The sequence below is a fragment of the Actinophytocola sp. genome, from assembly GCF_035712165.1.
Classification (GTDB): Bacteria; Actinomycetota; Actinomycetes; order Mycobacteriales; family Pseudonocardiaceae; genus DASYTH01.
In genome coordinates this window covers 17,634-34,846 of sequence record NZ_DASTBH010000123.1, presented here as the reverse complement: position 1 = coordinate 34,846, position 17,213 = coordinate 17,634, and the positions used below count along the sequence as shown (strand labels likewise).

Genomic DNA, 17,213 nt, shown 5'->3' with positions numbered 1-17,213 from the left:
AGCTGCCACCCCCAACGGGTGTGAAGATTCGGTGCAGATCGGCGCCGCGTCCGGGTTGCCGGCGTTAGTGTGCCGGCATGGGGATGTCCGGGGTCGTTGGTGCGGTCGTGCTGGGGAGTGTCGGCGTGCTGCTGGCCGGGTGTGCGCCGGGGAACGCGGAAACCGACCGGCAGGCCGACACGCTGGGGGTGGCGATCGGTTATCCCCGGCAGAGTTCGGCGATGGGGTTCGCGCGGGCCGCGCTGGCGACCACCCTGGGGCGCAGCGAGAACTTCAGCGTGTTGGAGGCCAAGGACTTCGACGCGACCGGGCCGCAGGATCCGAAGGCGCGCCTGGTGATCCGGATCCATCAGCCGGGTGGGCAGTCCCGGTTCGGGTACCGGGATCCGGTGAACGCCTGCTACGAGCTCACCTTCAACTACTACGGCATGATCGGCAAACCGGACCGGATCAACTGTCCGGCCGGCGCCGTGGCGATCACGCCGCCGCCCCAACCCCGGCACGAGATCCCGCGCGGCCATGACGCCGCCCTGCACGCGGTGCTGTCCGTGCTGCCGGCGAACCCGACCGAGACGGAGGTGCGGGCCGCGCTGGACCGTGGTCTGCCCGCCCCGCCGGTCGACCCGGAGACCAACCTCGCCGGGATCCCTCCGGACGTGCTGTCGATGGTCCGGGGCGGCGACGTCGGCGTGGCGGTTCGCGTGATCAGGTCCGGCGATGTGCAGTGCCTGTTCGGCTCCCGGGTGGGCGGCGACGTCCTGGTCTGGTATCCGCCCCGCGTCCTCGTCCAGCCCGGCGAAACCTCCTGCGACGCCGAGTCCGCCCTGGCCCGGCTCGCCACCCGGCCACCGCACTGAAGCCCGGTAGCCTGCACCCGGCGTAGAACCGAGGCGGAGGAACCGATGCGCAACACCGAACTGGAGAAGCTCCACGGTCTCGTCGGCGAGTGGACCACGACGATGTCGAACGCCTGGTTCCTCGATCCGCCCGGCCAGGAGGTGCGCGGCACCACCACGATCGAGCGGCTGGGCGAGTCGCTCCTGGTCGTGCGGACGACCCTCGGCGAGACCGCGCACCACACCGAGATGAGCCTGGTCATCGGACGCAGCGATCCGAACGACGCCTACTTCGTGCTCTACCAGGACGAACGCGGCGTGTGCCGGCTGTACGCCATGACCTTCGGCGACGGGCACTGGACCATGAGCCGGACGGACCCGGACTTCCACCAGCGCTTCATCGGCGACGTCGAGGCCGACCGGATCGTCGGCCGGTGGGAGGCATCCGAGGACCAGGGCCAGACCTGGCGCAAGGACTTCGACCTGACCTTCGAGCGCAAGCCGGAAGCGGGCGCAGCGGCTCAGGCGGGGTAGGTGGTGGTCTCGGTCGCCTTGACGGTGGCCCACAGCCGGGTGCCGGGGGTGAGGCGGAGCTCGGCGAGGGTGGCCGGGGTGATGTCGGCCAGGACGGCGGGGGTGCCGTCGAGCCGGACCCGGATCGTGTGGGCGTGCTGTTCGATGGCGGCGATGGTGACCGGCCAGCTGTTGCGCGGGCTGCCGGTGGGAGGCTGCGGGTGCAGGCTCACGGCGGTGGGGGGAAAGGCGACGTGGACCGGGCCGGTGGCGGGTTCGGCGATGCTGAACCGGCCGCCGTCGCGCAACTCGACGGTGGTGCCGGTGGCGCTGCCCCGGTAGAGGTTGAGACCGACGAGGTGGGCGACGTAGTCGGTGCGGGGCTGGCGGGCGACGCCGGCGGGCGGTCCACTTTGGACGACCCGGCCGTTCTCGATGATGACCAGGTGGTCGGCGAGCACCATGGCGTCCAGCGGGTCGTGGGTGACCAGCAGGGTGTGGCCGGGATAGTCGTCGAGATGGTGGGCCAGCTCCGCGCGGATCTGGATGCGGGTGCCGGCGTCGAGCGCGGCGAGCGGTTCGTCCAGCAGCAGCAGGGCCGGTTCGGTGGCCAGTGCGCGGGCGAGCGCGACGCGCTGGGCCTGGCCGCCGGACAGGGCACGGGGTTTGGCCTGCGCCTGGCCGGCGAGGCCGACCTGGTCGAGCCAGCGCCTGGCGAGCGCGCGGGCGGTGCTGCGGTCGGCGCCGCGGGCGCGCGGTCCGAACGCGACGTTGTCCAGTGCGGTCATGTGGTTGAACAGCAGGTAGTCCTGGAACACCACGCCGGCCCGGCGGCTTTCGGCGGGGACGAACACCTCCGGCGGCCGGTCCCAGGTTTCGTCGTCGAGGCGGATCCGGCCGGCGGTGATCGGCAGCAGGCCGGCGAGGGCGCGCAGCACGGTCGTCTTGCCGGCGCCGTTGGGCCCGAGCAGGGCGACGACCTGGCCGGGCTGCACGCACAGGTCCAACTCCACGTGGAACCCGGTGTCGCGGGTGACGGTCAACTCGGCGTGCAGGGTCATGACGGCGTGGAGATCCAGCGGTCGCGCAGGCTGACCAGGACGGCGATGGACAGGGCGAGCAGCACGAGGGACAGCACGATGGCGGCGCCGGGATCGGTCTCCAGCGCCAGGTAGACGGCCAGCGGCATGGTGGTGGTCTCGCCGGGGAAGTTGCCGGCGAAGGTGATGGTGGCGCCGAACTCGCCCAGCGCGCGGGCCCAGCACAGCACGGTGCCGGCGACCAGACCGGGCGCGATCGACGGCAGCGTGACCCGGCGGAAGGTGAGCCAGCGGGACGCGCCGAGGGTGGCGGCGGCGTCCTCGTACCGGGGGTCGGCGCCGCGCAGCGCGCCCTCGACGGAGATCACCAGGAACGGCATGGCGACGAACGCCTCGGCGACCACGACGCCGGCGGTGGTGAACGGCAGCGAGATGCCGAACCAGGCGTCCAGGTACTGGCCGAGGATTCCCCGCCGGCCCAGCACCAGCAGCAGCGCCACGCCGCCGACCACGGGTGGCAGCACCAGCGGCACGGTGACCAGCGCCCGCAGCACGCCGCGGCCGGGCAACCCGCTGCGGGCCAGCAGCCAGGCGAGCGGAACGCCGAGCACGAAACAGATCGCGGTGGCCGTGGTGGCGCAGACCAGCGACAGGACCAGCGCCTGGCCGACCTCGGGGCGCAGCAACTGGTCGGTCAGCGTGCCCCAGGGCGCCCGCACGACCAGCCCGGCCAGCGGCACGACCAGGAACGCCAGGCCGATCAGCGCCGGGACGGCGAGGACGAGCGGGGCCCGTGCTCGCCGTCGCCGGTCGCGCCGGGCGGTGGACACGGTCATGGAGCGGCGAAACCGGCGTCGGTCAGCACCGCCCTGCCCTTGTCGGAGAGCACCCAGTCGATGAATGCCCGGGCGCCGGACACGTTGGGGGCCTTCACGACCGGCGCGACGGGATAGTCGTTGACCGCGCTGTCGGCCTCGGGGAAGGGCAGGCCGGTGACCTTGTTCCCGGCGGCCCTGACATCGGTCCGGTACACCAGCGCGGCGTCCACCTCACCGAGGGAAACCTTGGACAGCACGGCTTTCACGTCCTGTTCGAGAGTGTCCGGGGCCGGGGTGACGCCGGCCGTCTGGAACACCTTCTTCGACGCGGCGCCGCACGGCACCTGCTCGGCGCACAGCGCGATCTTGAGCTCCTGCCTGGCGAAGTCGGGCAGGCCGGTGACCTTGGCGGGGTTGCCGGCCGGGGTGGCGATCTCCAGCCTGTTCCGCACGAACACGACCGGGGCGGCGGTGACCGCGCCGGTGTCGGTGACCTGCTTCATGTTGGTGGGCGCGGCGGAGGCGAACACGTCGGCCGGCGCGCCCTGGTTGATCTGCTGGGCCAACGCCGAACTGCCGGCGAAGTTGAACCGCACGTGGGTCCCGGGGTTGGCCGCCTCGAAGTCCTTGCCGATCCGGGTGAATGCCTCGGTCAGCGACGCGGCGGCGAACACCGTGACGTCCCCGGTGACGGCTTCCGGGCCGGAACCGGCCGGCGCCGCCGGGGTTTCGCCGCTGCCGCATCCGGCCAGCAGGGCGGCGGTCGCGGCCAGTGCGACCGCTCGGGACGAGCGCGGCATTCACGCCTCCGGGATCTCGACGACGACATGGGTGGACTTGATCGAGGCGACCGCGACGCTGCCGACCTCCAGCCCGAGTTCGTCGGCGGCCTCCCGGCTCATCAGCGAGACGATCCGAAACGGTCCGGCCTGCATCTCGACCTGGGCCATCACCCCGTCCTTGCGCACCCGGGTGACGATCCCCCGCATCCGGTTGCGGGCCGACCTGGCGATCGAGACCCCGGCCTCCGGCGCCTCGGCCTGCCGCTGCACGAACGCGGCCAGTTCGCTGCCCTCCACCGCCATGCGGTTGTTGTCCCCCTGCACGACCGGCAGCCGCCCCTGATCGACCCACCGGCGCACGGTGTCGTCGCTGACGCCCAGCAGGCTCGCGGCCTCACTGATCCGCAACTTCGGCATAGCCGACGAGTCTAGTCACGCGAACACGGCGACCGGTCCGGCAGATGGGGGTTTTTGCGGATCCTGCCCTGGCCCCGCCGGTCAGGGGGATCCGGTGGGCTGGAGCACGGCGCGGTCGAGGTGTGTCCGGCATGCGGTGATCGCCAGCCGGACGTAGTCCGGCGCGCCCATCCGGGCCGTCCGCACGGCGTGCGGGATCTCCAGGGCGTAGGGGATGCCGGGCGGCAGGGCGGCGAGGATGCCGCGGGTGTCGATGCCGCCCTCGCCGGGCAGCAGGCGTTCGGCGCGGGCGGTGTGGATGAGGCCCGCGACGGACTCGGGCACCTCGGCCGGCGCGTCGCAGACGTGGGCGAAGTGGAACCAGCTACGGGGCAGCCCGCCCAGGTCGGCCACGCTCGAGTCCGAGCGGGCGAAGTGCAGCAGGTCGACCAGGATGCCGGCGTTGGGGCGGTCCGCGGCGCGCAGCACCGCCACGGCGGCGGCGAGGTCGGGAGTCTCGGTCCAGGACGGGAACTCCAGGTCGATGGTGAGCCCGAACGGTTGGGCGAGATCGCACAGCGCCGCGAAGTTGTCCGCCTTGCGGGCCGGGTCGGGGTCGGGTAGCTGGGTGATCACGTGCCGGGCGCCCAGCTCGGCGCCGGTCTGCAGCACCGGCAGGAAGTCGCGCGGGTCGTCGTCCGGTCCGATCCGGGCAAGCTCCACGTCCAGCACCTCGACCCCGGTCGCGGCCAGCCGGAGTTTGGTCTCCCGCAGCAGGACCGGGTCGGTGGTGAGCGGATGGTGCGGCTCGTCCGGGGTGACCCGGGTCAGGCGCAGGCCCACGTACCGGTAGCCGGCGCGGGCGGCGGCGTCCACCAGCCGCGGCGGCGAGAGGTGCAGCGCCGTGAGGTGGGCCAGTGAGTAGTGCTGGCGCCGGGCGACCGGCCGGTGGTCGCCGAGCCTGCCGAGCCGGCGCTGCCGGTGCGCGGCCATCCGGACCGGGGCGCTGGTGGCCGACCCGTAGCCGGCGTAGCCGCCGATCCGTTGCACCACCTCGAAGAACACCCGCGAACCGAAGATGTCGGTGTAGAAGTGCAGGTACTCGCCGTGCTCGTCGCGGTCGTAGAGCACGGAGCTCTCGCGCAGCTCGGCCAGCACGCCGGGCGGGATCGCCAGCCGGGCGTCGAGATCGTCGTAGTAGTTGCCGGGAATGTCCAGTAACGGTGCGCCCATCTCCCGCATGGCCCGGGCGGCGGCGATCGCGTCGGTGGTGGCGAAGGCGATGTGCTGCGGGTTGGGTACGGCCGGCGCCCAGCCGCCGCGGCGCAGCAGCGCGGTGTTCATCGTGATCCGGACGTGCTGGGCGAGGTCGGCGACGGCCTGGCTGCGGATCAGCCCGAACGGTGCGGTGAGCTCGGTCGGCGGCTGCGGTCGCAGGCCGAGCACGGTTCGGTAGAACAGCGCGGTCTGGTCGAAGTCGTCCAGGGACTCGGTGAGCGAGACGTGGTCGGTGCCGGTGAGCAGGATGGGTGCCTCGGGTTCGGCGCCGGTGCCGAGGAAGTCGCGCAGCCAGCTGTCCGGCCGGTCGTCGGTGCGGCAGAAGAAGACCTCGGTGCCGTCCGGGGCGGCCACCGAACACAGTTCGGCCTCCTCGGAGGTCCGCGCCCGGGGCAGGACCGGAGCGAGCAGCGCCTCGGCCCGCCGCGCCGAGGCGGCCGGGTCGGCGCTTTCCACGGCCAGCGCGCTGATCGCGGCCGCACCCCGGTCCGCCGCGGCCGGGTGCGGGGTGAGGTTGAGCAGCACCCGGGCCTGGCCCTGCTGCCAGAGCTGCACCGGCTTGGAGCGGTGCTGGCCGACGTGGGTGAAGCCGAGCGTGCGCAGCGTGTGCGCCAGCGCCGGCCCGGAGACCTCGTCCACGGCCAGTTCGGTGAACACGTGGCCGCCCAGGGGTGGCGCAGGCGGCAGGCCGGCCGCGACCCGTTCGCGCACCGGCCCCGGTCCGCTGGTGGCGACCGTGTCCTCCAGCGCGACCAGCGAGCGCATCGCGTCCACGGCGGCCCGGTGCGGATCGGCCTGCCGGAACACGTCGTTGAACACCTCGAGGGAGAGCGGGCCGGTGTACCCGGTGCCGAGCACCAGCCCGACGAACGTGTCGAGGTCGAACGTGCCCTGGCCGGGGAAGAGCCGGTGGTGCCGGCTCCACTCCAGCACGTCCATGGACAGCTTCGGCGCGTCGGCCAGTTGCAGGTGGAACACCTTGTGCCCGGGGATGACCCGGATACCGGTGGGGTCGCTGCCCCGGGAGAGCACGTGGAAGCTGTCCAGGCACAGCCCCAGGGCGGGATGGTCGGCCCGCCGCACGATCCGCCAGGCGTGGTCGTAGGTGTTGACGAACCGGCCCCAGGCCAGGGCCTCGTAGGCGATCCGCAGCCCGCGCCGGGCCGCCCGGTCGGCCAGGCCGTGCAACTGCTCGGCGGCGAGGTCGTCGTCGTCCACCGCGTCCGGCGAGACCGACGAGCAGACCAGCATCGTGTCGGTGCCCAGCCGCTCCAGCACGTCGAACTTGCGCTCGGCCCGCCGCAGGTTGGCCGCGAGCACGTCCGGCGGCACCGCCTCGAAGTCCCGGAACGGTTGGTAGAGGTCGATCGCCAGGCCGAACTCGGTGCACTGGCGGCGGATCTGCTCCGGCGACCAGGGCGAGACGACCAGGTCGTTCTCGAACAGTTCGACGCCGTGGAAACCGGCGGCGGCCGCGGCGGCGAGCTTGTCGGCGAGCGTGCCGGACAGGCACACGGTCGCGATGTCCAGGCGCGGGCCGGTGCGCGGTGCCTGGTGCGTGAGCGGGGCCTGGGTTTCAGCGGTGCGCATGGGTTTCCCGCCTTTCCGGCATGATCGCGTCGAAGTGGCGCAGCATCCGGTCGACGTCCGGTGCGACGCCGGTGAACAGCTGGAACGCGGCGGCGGCCTGGTAGACCACCATCGGCCCGCCGTCGAGCACCCGGCAGCCCCGGGCCCGGGCGGCCCGGACCAGCGCGGTGTCCAGCGGCCGGTAGACCACGTCGGTGACCCAGAGCCCGGGCCGCAGCAGGTCGGCCGGCAGCGGCAGGCCAGGGTGCCCGCGCATCCCGGTCGGTGTGGCGTGGGCCAACCCGTCCGCCGCGTGCACGGCTCCGGCGAGCGTCGCCCCGCCGTCGTCCAGCCGACCGGCGCCGGCCCGGTTCGGTCCGAAGTGGACGGACAGCGAGTCGGCCAGCGTCTCGGCCCGCTGCGGTGCGGTGTCGAAGATCGTGACGGTGCCGGCGCCGAGGGACAGCAGGGCGTGCGCGACGGCGGCCCCGGCGCCGCCTGCGCCGAGCAGCACCACCCGGTCGAGCGCGGCGTCCGGCAGTCCGACGCTGAGGCTGCGGGCGAAGCCCGGCAGGTCGGTGTTGTGGCCGATCGCCCGGCCGCCGCGGAACACCACGGTGTTGACCGCGCCGAGGGCGGCGGCGTCGGGGGAGAGCGCGTCGAGTTGGCCGAGGACGAGTTGCTTGGCCGGATGGGTGATGTTGAGCCCGTCGTAGCCGGCCAGCCGGGCGGCGGCCAGGATCTCGCCGGCCGGCCGGCCGAGCACCTCGAGGTCGAGCAACCGGTACTGGTAGCGCAGTCCGAGCCGGTCGGCCTCGTGCTCGTGCAGGGCGGGGCTCGCCGAGGTGCCGATGTCCGCGCCGATCAGTCCGATGAGGTACCGGTCGGGCACGACGCACCTCCGCTGCTATTAACTCACTAGATAGTTACTTATACGCCGGTCGAGCCCGGCTGGGAAGAGGCCTGACTACAGTGGGCACCGCTAATGGGGCCAGTCGGCAGGCACGCCGGTTGGTCTCCCGGGTCACCCACCGGGACCGCATCCAATCCCGGGAGAGGGGAGCGGGTCATGGTCGCTCGGCCGTCCGGTGCCACTCCGGCGCCGCCGACCCGCGACGCCGACCGGACCCGGGCCGAGATCCTCGCGGTGGCCACGCGCGAGTTCGCCGACAAGGGGTACGACGGTGCCCGGGTCGACGAGATCGCCGCGCGGATGAGCACCACCAAGCGAATGCTCTACTACTACTTCGGCAACAAGGAACGGCTCTACATCGCGGTTCTGGAGCATGCGTACTCGGGAATCCGCGCCCTGGAACGGGAGCTCGACGTCGAGCACCTCGACCCGGCCGACGCGATGCGGATGCTGGCCGAACTGACCTTCGACCACCATGAGGCGCACCCGGACTTCATCCGCCTGGTCAGCATCGAGAACATCCACCGGGCCGAGCACATCGCCCGGTCCGAGGCGTTGTCGGGCCTGGCCAACCCGGCGCTGGACGTGCTGACCCGCATCCTGGAGCGGGGCCGGGCGGCGGGCGCGTTCCGCTCCGACGTCGACCCCCTCGACGTGCACATGGTGATCAGCGCGTTCTGCGTGTTCCGGACCGCCAACCGGCACACCTTCAACGCGATCTTCAAGCGGGACATGCTGGAACCCCAGCGGCGCGGCCATTACCGCGCGATGCTCGGCGACCTGGTGCTGGACTACCTGACCGCTCGCTGACTCCGGCCGGCGTATTGCGCCCGGGTGAAGTCCGGGCCTATCGTGCGTTCCGTTGAGTGGTTCATATGGTCCGTCTAGCGGACCTCCGCCGATGACGAGAGAGGCGGACCCATGAAGGCCAGCCACAAGTCGATCATCGCTGCCGTGGGCGCCGCGGCCGCCACCGCGCTCGTCATGACCCTGGGCGGGCTGGTGCCCTCCGGCGTCGCCCCGGCGAACGACCACGGGGACCGGGGCGCGCGCAACCTCGGCGAACCCGACTACGGCGTCTGCCGCGGCACCGACCCGCGGTGCTACCACGACTGGAACAACTTCAACCCCGCCAACGGTTATCGCGTCCTGCTCTACACCCGGACCGCCGGCCCCCGGCACGCCAACCTCGGTCCGGCGCTGCCCGCCGGGCTCAACCCGCCGCTGGCTCCGGCCAACGTGGTGCAGAACGCGATCGTCGCGATGGGACAGCGCAACGGTTTCGCGGTCGACTGGACCGAGGACCTCGCCCAGATCGCCACCCCGGCCCGGTTGTTCAACTACAACGCGGTGGTCTTCTACAGCACGTCCCGGGACACCCTGGACGACGCGGCGCAAACCGCGCTGCGCCAGTACATCCGTGGCGGGGGCGGCTTCGTCGGCGTGCACAACGCGTTCGGCACCGAGTACAACTGGCCGTGGTACGAAGGACTGCTCGGCAACGCCAACTTCTACGACCACGGCCCGAACCAGGCCGCCACCGTGCGGACCGTGGACCGGCGCGACGTCTCGACCGCGGACCTGCCGGCCCGCTGGACCTTCACCGACGAGTGGTACAACCTCGTGCCGTTCCCGTCGCAGGTGCGGTTCCTGGCCACCGTCGACGAGGACTCCATGGCGGAACGGAAAACCGACGGTCACCCCGGGCACGGCGACTTCCATCCCGTTGCCTGGTGCCAGTACTACGACGGCGGTCGGGCCTGGCTGACCACGCTGGGCCACGACGCCAAGGCGTTCAGCACCGATGGGTCGTTCCCCGGTGCGGAGCAATTCCAGCGGATGCTGCTCGGCGGGATCACCTCCGCCATGGGCAGGTCCCCGTTCTGCCGCTGACGGAGGTCACAGCATGGCCCGGATCCAACGACGCGACCTGATCAAGGGTGCGGCGGCGACCGCGGTGGGAGCGAGCGTGCTGCCCGCCGCCCTGGCCGCCCCGGCCGCGGCCGCACCGCCCCGGTGCGACCTGCCCGGCGGGCGTGATTTTCCCAAGGTGGGCGGGAATCTGGGCAACCAGAACTACTCCGCGCTCGGCGGAATGCACCGGGGCAACGTCCGGCGGCTCGGCGCGGCCTGGGTGAACCGGATCGAGGGCGGGCTGTCCACCGGCACCAACCAGAGCACGGCGGTCGCCGTCGGCGGCGTGCTCTACATCGAGTCCGCGCCGGGCAACGTGTTCGCGGTCGACGGCGCGACCGGCGTCACCAAGTGGGTCTACCGCCAGACTCGCGGGACGCTGACCCGGCGCGGGGTGGGTGTCGGCGGGGGCAAGGTGTTCACCCACGGCCGCGGAAACTGGATCATCGCACTGGACCAGGAGACCGGCGCGGTGGTGTGGGAGAAGCAGATCACCGGGTTCGGCAACATGGAGAAGGTCGCCGTCACCTATCACGACGGGCGGCTCTACTGCGGGACCCACGACGGCGACCGGGGCGCCGGGCTCGCTCTCGACGCCGGCACCGGAGACGTGGTCTGGCACTTCTGGGGGGCGCCCGAGCCGGGCGAGATCGGCAACGACACCTGGGAGGGCGAGTCCTGGCGGACCGGCGGCGCCACCCCGTGGCTGCATCCGGCCATCGACCCGGAGCTCGGCCTGGTCTACTGGGCGTTCGGCAACGCCCGGGGTAGCCGGTCCTCCCAGGACGGTTCGCAGCGCGCCGGACTGAACCTGTTCTCCAGCTCCCTGGTGGCGATGGACCTGGAGACCGGGCAGTACCGGTGGCATTTCCAGTCGATCCACCACGGCATCTGGGACATGGACAACACGATGGCGCCGGTCCTGGCGGACGTGCGCATCCGTGGCCGGATGCGCAAGCTCGTGGTCTACGGCAGCAAGTGCGGCATGTACTACATCCTCGACCGGCGGGACGGCTCCGCCCCGCTGGGCATCGACGAGCGCCCGGTGCCCCAGGACGAGCGGCAGAAGACCTGGCCGACCCAGCCGTTCCCCCGGCAGGGCCCGTGGACCGAGACCCGGGTCGTCGACCAGCCACTCGGCACGGCGATCCCCGGCGACCCCAACCGCGCCGTTCCCAACTACGTCCAGGGCGCGCTGTACGACCCGCACTGGGACGTCCCGGTGCTGTCCATCCCCGGCCACGGCGGCGGTGCGGACTGGTCGCACCAGTCGTTCAGCCACAGCACCCGGCTGGTGTACACCGGCTTCGGCTATGTCGCCGCCGCGCACTCCCTGACCGAGGCCAGCAACGGCCTGCGCCCGCCCGGCGAGTACCAGACCGGCGGCATCGTCGCCGTCGACCCGAGCACCAACCGGGTGCGCTGGAAGAAACACATGCCCTACTCGCTGGCCCACGGCAACGGCATCCTCACCACGGCAGGCGACCTGCTGTTCATCGGCCAGCCCGACGGCAACCTGCTGGCCCTGGACGCGCGCAACGGCCACGAGCTGTGGCGGTTCCAGACCGGCGCCGCGATCAGCAGCAGCCCGATCATGTACGAAGTGGACGGTCAGCAGTACCTGGCCGTCTACGCCGGCGGCACCGGCATTCCCTACGGCGACAGTGCCCCGCGCGGCGACTTCCTCTGGGCGTTCAAACTCGGCGGCAGCGTTGCCCCCGCCCCCACCCCACCCCCGCCCGTGGTGCGCCGCCCGGTCTCCGGCCCCCCGGTCGACGGCACGGCGGTCAACAACACCGTCGTCATCGGCCGCACCTACAACCCCGCCACCGGCGCCATCGGCGCCACCGAGTCCACCGCCGTCAACGCCATGGCCCCCACCCACCTCCGCGTCCCCGCCGGCACCACCGTCACCTTCACCAACCACCCCGACAACGCCGGCCCGCGCGGCGCCACCCAGTTCTTCGAAGGATTGTTCAACATCCGCCTGATCCCCGGAGAGTCCTACCGACACACCTTCCCGAACCCCGGCGAGTACTTCTTCAACGACCCCGCCAGCCCCCGCTCCACCGGCAAGATCGAGGTCTACTGACCGACCATCCCGGCGCGCGACGCCGGCGGGGCGTCGGCGATGCTGTGGGCGTGGAGTACGTGTCCAGAGTGCCGCGACCGCCGCTGGACGGGCTGATCGACGACCTCTACTACCTGGAGGGTGCGTCGCCCTACGCCCGGCTGACGCTGCCGCCGAGCCCGTCGGCGTTGCTCATCGTCACCCTCGGGGCGCCGTTCCGCATCCGCGCCGGCGCCGACATCGAGACGGCCGAGTACGCCGACGGCTGCGTGATCACCATGCCCACCCGCGCGGTGGAGTTCGGCTATCCACTGCGGACCCGGTCCGTCGGCGCGCACGTCAAGCCGTGGGGGCTGGCGCCGTTCCTGCCGATGCCCGCGGCCGAGCTGTGTGACCGGCCGGTGACGATAGAGCAGGTGTGGGGCCGGCCCGCCGTTGCCGAGCTGCGAGACCGGCTGGCCACGGCGGACGGACCGCACCAGATGCTGACGCTGCTCGAGGAGGAGCTGATGCGCCGGCTGTGCGAGACCGCCGGTCTGGGGCTGGTCCGCCATACGAGCAGAGTCATCGCGGCGAGACGCGGGGCGGTGGCGATCGGCGACCTGAGCGTGGCGGCCGGAGTCAGCAGCACTCATCTGGCACAGCGGTTCAAGGAGCTCGTCGGCGTCACGCCGAAGCGGCTGGCCCGCACCTACCGCTTCACCGCCACCGTGTTCGCGATCGACCCCGTCGGACCGGTCGACTGGGGCGAGCTCGCCGGTGGCGCGGGCTACTTCGACCAGGCCCACTTCGGCCACGAGTTCCGGGCGTTCACCGGGCTCACGCCGACCCGGTACCTCGAAGTCCGGCGGCGGTTCCTGCGCGAACATCCCGGCCACGCGCTGGACGGCTGGCCGCTGCCGGCCGATTGATTTCGTACAAGAGCGACAGCGCACGACACGCTAGTTTGGGGCACCCGCAAGCAGAGGAGAGCCCCGTGGGCAAGGTGGTCATGTACGGCTCGGTGTCGGTGGACGGCTTCATCGCCGACGAGAACGATCAGCCCGGACCGCTGTTCGCCTGGCTGTCCAGCGGCGACGTCCCGTTGGACGAGAGCGGCGAGCTGACGGTGTCGCAGACCACCTACGACTACACCCGGGCGTACTGGGACCAGATCGGGGTGACGATCGCCGGCCGCCACGTCTTCGACATGACCGACGGCTGGGACGGGAAGCCGCCGAGCGGGATCGACCACGTGGTCGTCGTGACGCACCGGCCGGCGCCCGAGGGCTGGGACCCCGAGGCGCCGTTTCACTTCGCCGGCGGCGTCGAGGCGGCCGTGGCCAAGGCGCAGGAGCTTGCGGGTGACCGCATGGTCGAGGTCGCCGCCGGCGACGTCGGTGGCCAGGTGCTCGCCGCGGGTCTGGTCGACGAGGTGCGCATGGACGTCGTGCCCGTCGTGTTCGGGTCCGGCAAGCGCTACTTCGGGTCGGTCCACGCGCAGCACCTGTTGGAGGACCCTGACGTGGTGATCGCGGGCAACCGGGTGCTTCACCTGCGCTACCGGGTGCGCCGCTGACCGGTCGCTACAGCCCCAGGTAGATCTGGCGGACCCGATGGTCGGTCTTGAGGTCGGTGGCGGTGCCGGTCATGGCTACCTCGCCGTTCTCCATGACCAGACAGGTGGCGGTGGCTTCGAAGGTGAGCTTGGCGTTCTGTTCGACCAACAGGAGAGCGTGGCCGGCGGCGCTGAGTTTTTGCAGCACGGTGAGGATGTCGTCGATGAGTTTGGGGGACAGGCCCATCGAGGGTTCGTCGAGCAGGATGAGCTTGGGGTTGGACATGAGGGCGCGGCCCACGGCGAGCATCTGTTGCTGGCCGCCGGAAAGCGCGCCGGCCAGGCGGTGGCGCATGTCGGCGAGCATGGGGAAGAGGGTGAAGACCTCGGTGAGCGTGTCGCGGGTGGAACCCTTCCAGGGGCGGACGTAGGCGCCCAGGAGGAGGTTCTTCTCGACCGACAGGCCGGGGAAGACGTGCCGGCCTTCGGGGACGTAGCCGATGCCGTGCCGGACCACGTCGTTGGGGCGCACCTTGGTGAGATCCACCTCGCCGAACCGGATGGTTTCGGCGCGGCGGGGGACCAGGCCCATGAGCGCCTTGAGGGTGGAGGTCTTGCCGGCTCCGTTGGCACCGATGATGCCGACGCACTGGCCGGCGCCGACGGTGAAGCTGACCGAGTTGACCGCCCGGACACCGCCGTAGTGCACGGACAGGTTGGACACGACGAGGCCGGCGGTCTCTGCCTCGTCGCCTCGCGGGCTCAGCGCCTGGGCACTACCCGATGGCTCGCTCACGACACCACCTCGCAAGCTCGGTGGCGCCGAACCCCATCGCCTCGCAAGCTCGGCGACGGGGCAGTGCCCGATGGTTCGCTCGCACGCTCGCTCACGACACCTCCACTTCGGCGGCGATCTCGGCGGTGTTCATCGAGTCGCCGAGGTATGCCTCGATCACCTCGGGGCGCACGGCGACCTCGGCCGGCGTGCCGTCGGCGATCACGCTGCCGCTGGCCAGCACGGTGACCCGGTCGCACAGCGACATGACCAGACCCATGTTGTGTTCGATCAGCACGACGGTGACCCCACTGTCCCGAATGGACTTCACGATCTCCCTCAGCTGACCGACCTCCTGACCGTTGAGACCGGCGGCCGGTTCGTCGAGCAGCAGCAGCACCGGATCGCCTGCCATCGCGCGGGCGATCTCCACCCGGCGCTGGATCCCGTACGGCAGCGAGCCGGGCGCGGCCTCGGCGAAGTCGGTCAGGCCGAACCGGTCGAGCAGCTCGTCGGCGCGCGTGCGCAACTCCCGCTCGTGCCGCCAGATGCCGACCGGCCACACCACGTACCGCCACACCGACCACATCGACGACCGGTCGAGCGCCACCAGCAGGTTCTCCCGGACGGTCATCTGGCGGAACAGCCGCAGATTCTGGAAGGTGCGCGCGATGCCGAGCCGGGAGATCTGGTACGGCCGGCGCCCGGTGACCACGGTTTCGTCGACCGAGGCGCGCCCGGCCGACACCGGGTAGATCCCGCTGACGATGTTGAACAGCGTGGTCTTGCCGGAACCGTTGGGTCCCACCACGCCCCGGATCTCGCCGGGCGACACCGACATCGACACGTCGACCAGTGCCTTCAGCCCCCGGAAGTGCTTGCTGATACCGGAGATCTCCAGGGCGGCGCCCGGCCGGGGCGCGGACCCCCCGGACTGGAACGGCCGGAGCACGGCCCGTTCGCCGGCCGTCCGCCCGCGGCGCACGACAGCCATGACCCGGGCCGGCACGCCGGCCAGGCCAGTCGGCGCGAACACCACCATGAGCACGACCACCACGCCGAACCCGAGTTGGGCGTAGACCGCGAAGTCGACCAGCACCTCGCGCAGCAGGGACAGCGCGAGGGCTCCGACCACGCAGCCGATGATGCTCTGCCGCCCGCCGATGATGACCATGGCCAGCAGCAGGAACATGTTGGCGATGCTGAACGTCTCCGGCGCGACGTAGCGGATCAGCCCGGCGTAGAGCACCCCGGCCACCCCGCCGTAGAGGCTGGCCAGCACGAAGGCGGTCATCCGCAGCACCGGCACCGGCGCCCCGACCGCGCCCGCGGCCAGCGAGTCGTCCCGCATCGCGCGCAGCCGCCTGCCGAGCCCGGTCCGCACCAGGAACAGCGCGAACGCCAGCGCCAGCCCGAACACGACCAGTTCGACGTAGTAGTACAGGTACTCGCTGGACAGGTCGATGCCGAACAGCGGCGGCACCGGAACGCCGGACACCCCGTCCGCGCCACCGGTGATCGAGGCGTTGGTCACCCAGTTGGTGAACGCCAGCGCCAGGCCGAGCGTGACGATGCCCAGGTAGTGCGACTGCATGCGCAGCGCGGGAATCCCGACGAACAACCCGACCAGCGCCGCCGCCACCACCGCGAGCACCGCCGAGGTCCAGAAGCCGAATCCGGCTTTGGTGGTCAGGATGGCCACCGCGTAGGCGCTCACCCCGAAGAACGCGACCTGCGCCAGGTTGATCTGCCCGCCGATGCCCATCGCCAGCCCCAACCCGATGGCCAGCAACGCGAACACGATGGCGATGTCCACCACGTGGATGCCGTAGAGATCCAACTGATAGGGCAGGTACCAGGCGACGCCCGCCAGCACGGCCACTCCGGCCACACGCAACCTCATGCCCGGTTCACCGTCCGCTCGCCGAACAACCCGGTCGGTTTGACCATGATGATCACCGTGAAGGCCAGGAACACCACCAGTTCGGAGTACGCCTGGAACTTCCCGGCGGCGAACGAGTCGAGCACCCCGATGGCCAGGCCGCCCACGATCGCCCCCGGGATGTTGCCGAAGCCGCCCAGGATCGCCGCGGCGAACCCCTTGATGCCAAGGGATCCGCCGAGCGTCGGGTTGACGTAGAGCATCGGTGCGACCAGTGCGCCGGCCAGCGCGGCCAGTCCGGCGCCGATCGCGAAGGCGATCGCGTTGCTGCGTCCCACATGGATGCCGACCGCCGTGGCCGCCTCGTGGTCCATCGCCACCGCCTGCATGGCCGCGCCGCGCTTGGTGCGCTGGAGGAACAGCATCAGCGTCACGGTCGCCACCGCGGCGATGAGCAGCACGACGAGACTGTAGGTACGGATCCGGATGCCGAACAGGTCCAGGGGAGCGGTGTCCACCGGCGTCGGCACGGCATGCCCGGTGGCCCCCCAGATGATCGTCGCCACCGACTCGAGCACCACCCCGAAGCCGATCGTGCCGATCAGCATCAGGTCGAAGTCCTTGTTCTCCAACGGACGCAGCACCCGCTCGATGACCAGCGCGATCGCCCCGGTGACCGCCATCGCGACGACGATCGCCAGGGCGAACGGCAGGTGCGCGGACATGTAGAACGTCGACGCGGCATAGGCGCCGATCATCACCACCTGCCCGTGCGCGAAGTTGACCAGACCCATCGTCCGGTACACGATCGAGAACCCCATGGCCACCAGGGCATAGACGGCGCCGAAGCTCAGACCGCCGACCAGGGTCTGGAAGAAGACCTCCATCG

Annotated in this window: 15 protein-coding genes and 2 pseudogenes; 7 read left to right on the top strand and 10 right to left on the bottom strand. The window is 71.5% G+C overall.

The annotated features are described in order from the left end of the window. The first annotated feature begins 77 nt into the window (after nucleotides 1-77). Nucleotides 78-857: a hypothetical protein gene (locus VFO68_RS06840; protein ID WP_325157312.1), complete on the top strand. Its 780-nt coding sequence runs from the start codon at nucleotides 78-80 to the stop codon at nucleotides 855-857. Between the two features lie 45 nt (nucleotides 858-902). Beyond that, the gene (locus VFO68_RS06835) at nucleotides 903-1,370 is read left to right on the top strand and encodes a hypothetical protein (RefSeq protein WP_325157311.1); all 468 of its coding nucleotides are present in this window, start codon (nucleotides 903-905) and stop codon (nucleotides 1,368-1,370) included. On the opposite strand, the gene VFO68_RS06830 is transcribed toward VFO68_RS06835, so the two are convergent. The 7 genes and pseudogenes from VFO68_RS06830 to VFO68_RS06800 form a co-directional block, all read right to left on the bottom strand. After that, complete coding sequence (locus VFO68_RS06830; protein WP_325157310.1) at nucleotides 1,358-2,410, bottom strand: ABC transporter ATP-binding protein; 1,053 nt, start codon at nucleotides 2,408-2,410, stop codon at nucleotides 1,358-1,360. The genes VFO68_RS06835 and VFO68_RS06830 overlap by 13 nt on opposite strands. After that, complete coding sequence (modB, locus tag VFO68_RS06825; RefSeq protein ID WP_325157309.1) at nucleotides 2,407-3,225, bottom strand: molybdate ABC transporter permease subunit; 819 nt, start codon at nucleotides 3,223-3,225, stop codon at nucleotides 2,407-2,409. The genes VFO68_RS06830 and modB overlap by 4 nt, the downstream gene beginning before the upstream one ends. Continuing rightward, a complete protein-coding gene (modA, locus tag VFO68_RS06820) occupies nucleotides 3,222-4,007 on the bottom strand; it encodes a molybdate ABC transporter substrate-binding protein (RefSeq protein WP_325157308.1) in 786 nt (261 codons plus the stop codon). The genes modB and modA overlap by 4 nt, the downstream gene beginning before the upstream one ends. Next, nucleotides 4,008-4,406 carry a helix-turn-helix transcriptional regulator gene (locus VFO68_RS06815; RefSeq protein WP_325157307.1) on the bottom strand — a complete coding sequence of 133 codons (399 nt, stop codon included), beginning with the start codon at nucleotides 4,404-4,406 and terminating at the stop codon, nucleotides 4,008-4,010. Nucleotides 4,407-4,487: 81 nt separating this feature from the next. Next, a pseudogene (locus tag VFO68_RS06810) lies at nucleotides 4,488-5,249 on the bottom strand (sugar phosphate isomerase/epimerase family protein); the annotation flags it as partial. A 102-nt stretch (nucleotides 5,250-5,351) separates the two neighbouring features. Then, nucleotides 5,352-7,253 (bottom strand): annotated as a pseudogene (locus tag VFO68_RS06805) (bifunctional sugar phosphate isomerase/epimerase/4-hydroxyphenylpyruvate dioxygenase family protein); the annotation flags it as partial. Continuing rightward, nucleotides 7,240-8,124, bottom strand: coding sequence for a shikimate dehydrogenase (locus VFO68_RS06800; protein ID WP_325157306.1), 885 nt, complete (start codon nucleotides 8,122-8,124; stop codon nucleotides 7,240-7,242). The pseudogene VFO68_RS06805 and the gene VFO68_RS06800, both read right to left, overlap by 14 nt. Before the next feature lie 177 nt (nucleotides 8,125-8,301). Between VFO68_RS06800 and VFO68_RS06795 the strand changes: the two genes are divergently transcribed. The 5 genes from VFO68_RS06795 (at nucleotide 8,302) to VFO68_RS06775 (ending at nucleotide 13,688) form a co-directional block, all read left to right on the top strand. Beyond that, nucleotides 8,302-8,955 carry a TetR/AcrR family transcriptional regulator gene (locus VFO68_RS06795; RefSeq protein WP_325157305.1) on the top strand — a complete coding sequence of 218 codons (654 nt, stop codon included), beginning with the start codon at nucleotides 8,302-8,304 and terminating at the stop codon, nucleotides 8,953-8,955. A 111-nt stretch (nucleotides 8,956-9,066) separates the two neighbouring features. Further along, complete coding sequence (locus VFO68_RS06790) at nucleotides 9,067-10,038, top strand: ThuA domain-containing protein (protein ID WP_325157304.1); 972 nt, start codon at nucleotides 9,067-9,069, stop codon at nucleotides 10,036-10,038. Between the two features lie 13 nt (nucleotides 10,039-10,051). Continuing rightward, nucleotides 10,052-12,151 carry a PQQ-binding-like beta-propeller repeat protein gene (locus VFO68_RS06785; protein WP_325157303.1) on the top strand — a complete coding sequence of 700 codons (2,100 nt, stop codon included), beginning with the start codon at nucleotides 10,052-10,054 and terminating at the stop codon, nucleotides 12,149-12,151. A 68-nt stretch (nucleotides 12,152-12,219) separates the two neighbouring features. After that, nucleotides 12,220-13,041, top strand: a complete 822-nt coding sequence (locus VFO68_RS06780) for a helix-turn-helix domain-containing protein (protein WP_325157320.1) — start codon at nucleotides 12,220-12,222, stop codon at nucleotides 13,039-13,041. A gap of 65 nt (nucleotides 13,042-13,106) precedes the next feature. Next, nucleotides 13,107-13,688: a dihydrofolate reductase family protein gene (locus tag VFO68_RS06775; RefSeq protein ID WP_325157302.1), complete on the top strand. Its 582-nt coding sequence runs from the start codon at nucleotides 13,107-13,109 to the stop codon at nucleotides 13,686-13,688. Nucleotides 13,689-13,695: 7 nt separating this feature from the next. Here VFO68_RS06775 and VFO68_RS06770 read toward each other — a convergent pair whose 3' ends face one another. The 3 genes from VFO68_RS06770 to VFO68_RS06760 form a co-directional block, all read right to left on the bottom strand. Beyond that, nucleotides 13,696-14,463, bottom strand: a complete 768-nt coding sequence (locus VFO68_RS06770) for an ABC transporter ATP-binding protein (protein ID WP_325157301.1) — start codon at nucleotides 14,461-14,463, stop codon at nucleotides 13,696-13,698. Between the two features lie 91 nt (nucleotides 14,464-14,554). Next, entirely contained in the window at nucleotides 14,555-16,345 is a 1,791-nt protein-coding gene (locus VFO68_RS06765) for a branched-chain amino acid ABC transporter ATP-binding protein/permease (protein WP_325157300.1), read from the bottom strand. Continuing rightward, nucleotides 16,342-17,211: a branched-chain amino acid ABC transporter permease gene (locus VFO68_RS06760; protein ID WP_325157299.1), complete on the bottom strand. Its 870-nt coding sequence runs from the start codon at nucleotides 17,209-17,211 to the stop codon at nucleotides 16,342-16,344. Before VFO68_RS06760 ends, VFO68_RS06765 begins: the two co-directional genes overlap by 4 nt. Between the last annotated feature and the right edge of the window lie 2 nt (nucleotides 17,212-17,213).

What these genes read in the sequence shown, in the direction of transcription:
- VFO68_RS06840 (WP_325157312.1), top strand. Translation starts at nt 78, where the DNA reads ATGGGGATGTCCGGGGTCGTTGGTGCGGTCGTGCTGGGGAGTGTCGGC.
- VFO68_RS06835 (WP_325157311.1), top strand. Translation starts at nt 903, where the DNA reads ATGCGCAACACCGAACTGGAGAAGCTCCACGGTCTCGTCGGCGAGTGG.
- VFO68_RS06830 (WP_325157310.1), bottom strand. Translation starts at nt 2,410, where the DNA reads ATGACCCTGCACGCCGAGTTGACCGTCACCCGCGACACCGGGTTCCAC.
- modB (WP_325157309.1), bottom strand. Translation starts at nt 3,225, where the DNA reads ATGACCGTGTCCACCGCCCGGCGCGACCGGCGACGGCGAGCACGGGCC.
- modA (WP_325157308.1), bottom strand. Translation starts at nt 4,007, where the DNA reads ATGCCGCGCTCGTCCCGAGCGGTCGCACTGGCCGCGACCGCCGCCCTG.
- VFO68_RS06815 (WP_325157307.1), bottom strand. Translation starts at nt 4,406, where the DNA reads ATGCCGAAGTTGCGGATCAGTGAGGCCGCGAGCCTGCTGGGCGTCAGC.
- VFO68_RS06795 (WP_325157305.1), top strand. Translation starts at nt 8,302, where the DNA reads ATGGTCGCTCGGCCGTCCGGTGCCACTCCGGCGCCGCCGACCCGCGAC.
- VFO68_RS06790 (WP_325157304.1), top strand. Translation starts at nt 9,067, where the DNA reads ATGAAGGCCAGCCACAAGTCGATCATCGCTGCCGTGGGCGCCGCGGCC.
- VFO68_RS06785 (WP_325157303.1), top strand. Translation starts at nt 10,052, where the DNA reads ATGGCCCGGATCCAACGACGCGACCTGATCAAGGGTGCGGCGGCGACC.
- VFO68_RS06765 (WP_325157300.1), bottom strand. Translation starts at nt 16,345, where the DNA reads ATGAGGTTGCGTGTGGCCGGAGTGGCCGTGCTGGCGGGCGTCGCCTGG.
- VFO68_RS06760 (WP_325157299.1), bottom strand. Translation starts at nt 17,211, where the DNA reads ATGGAGGTCTTCTTCCAGACCCTGGTCGGCGGTCTGAGCTTCGGCGCC.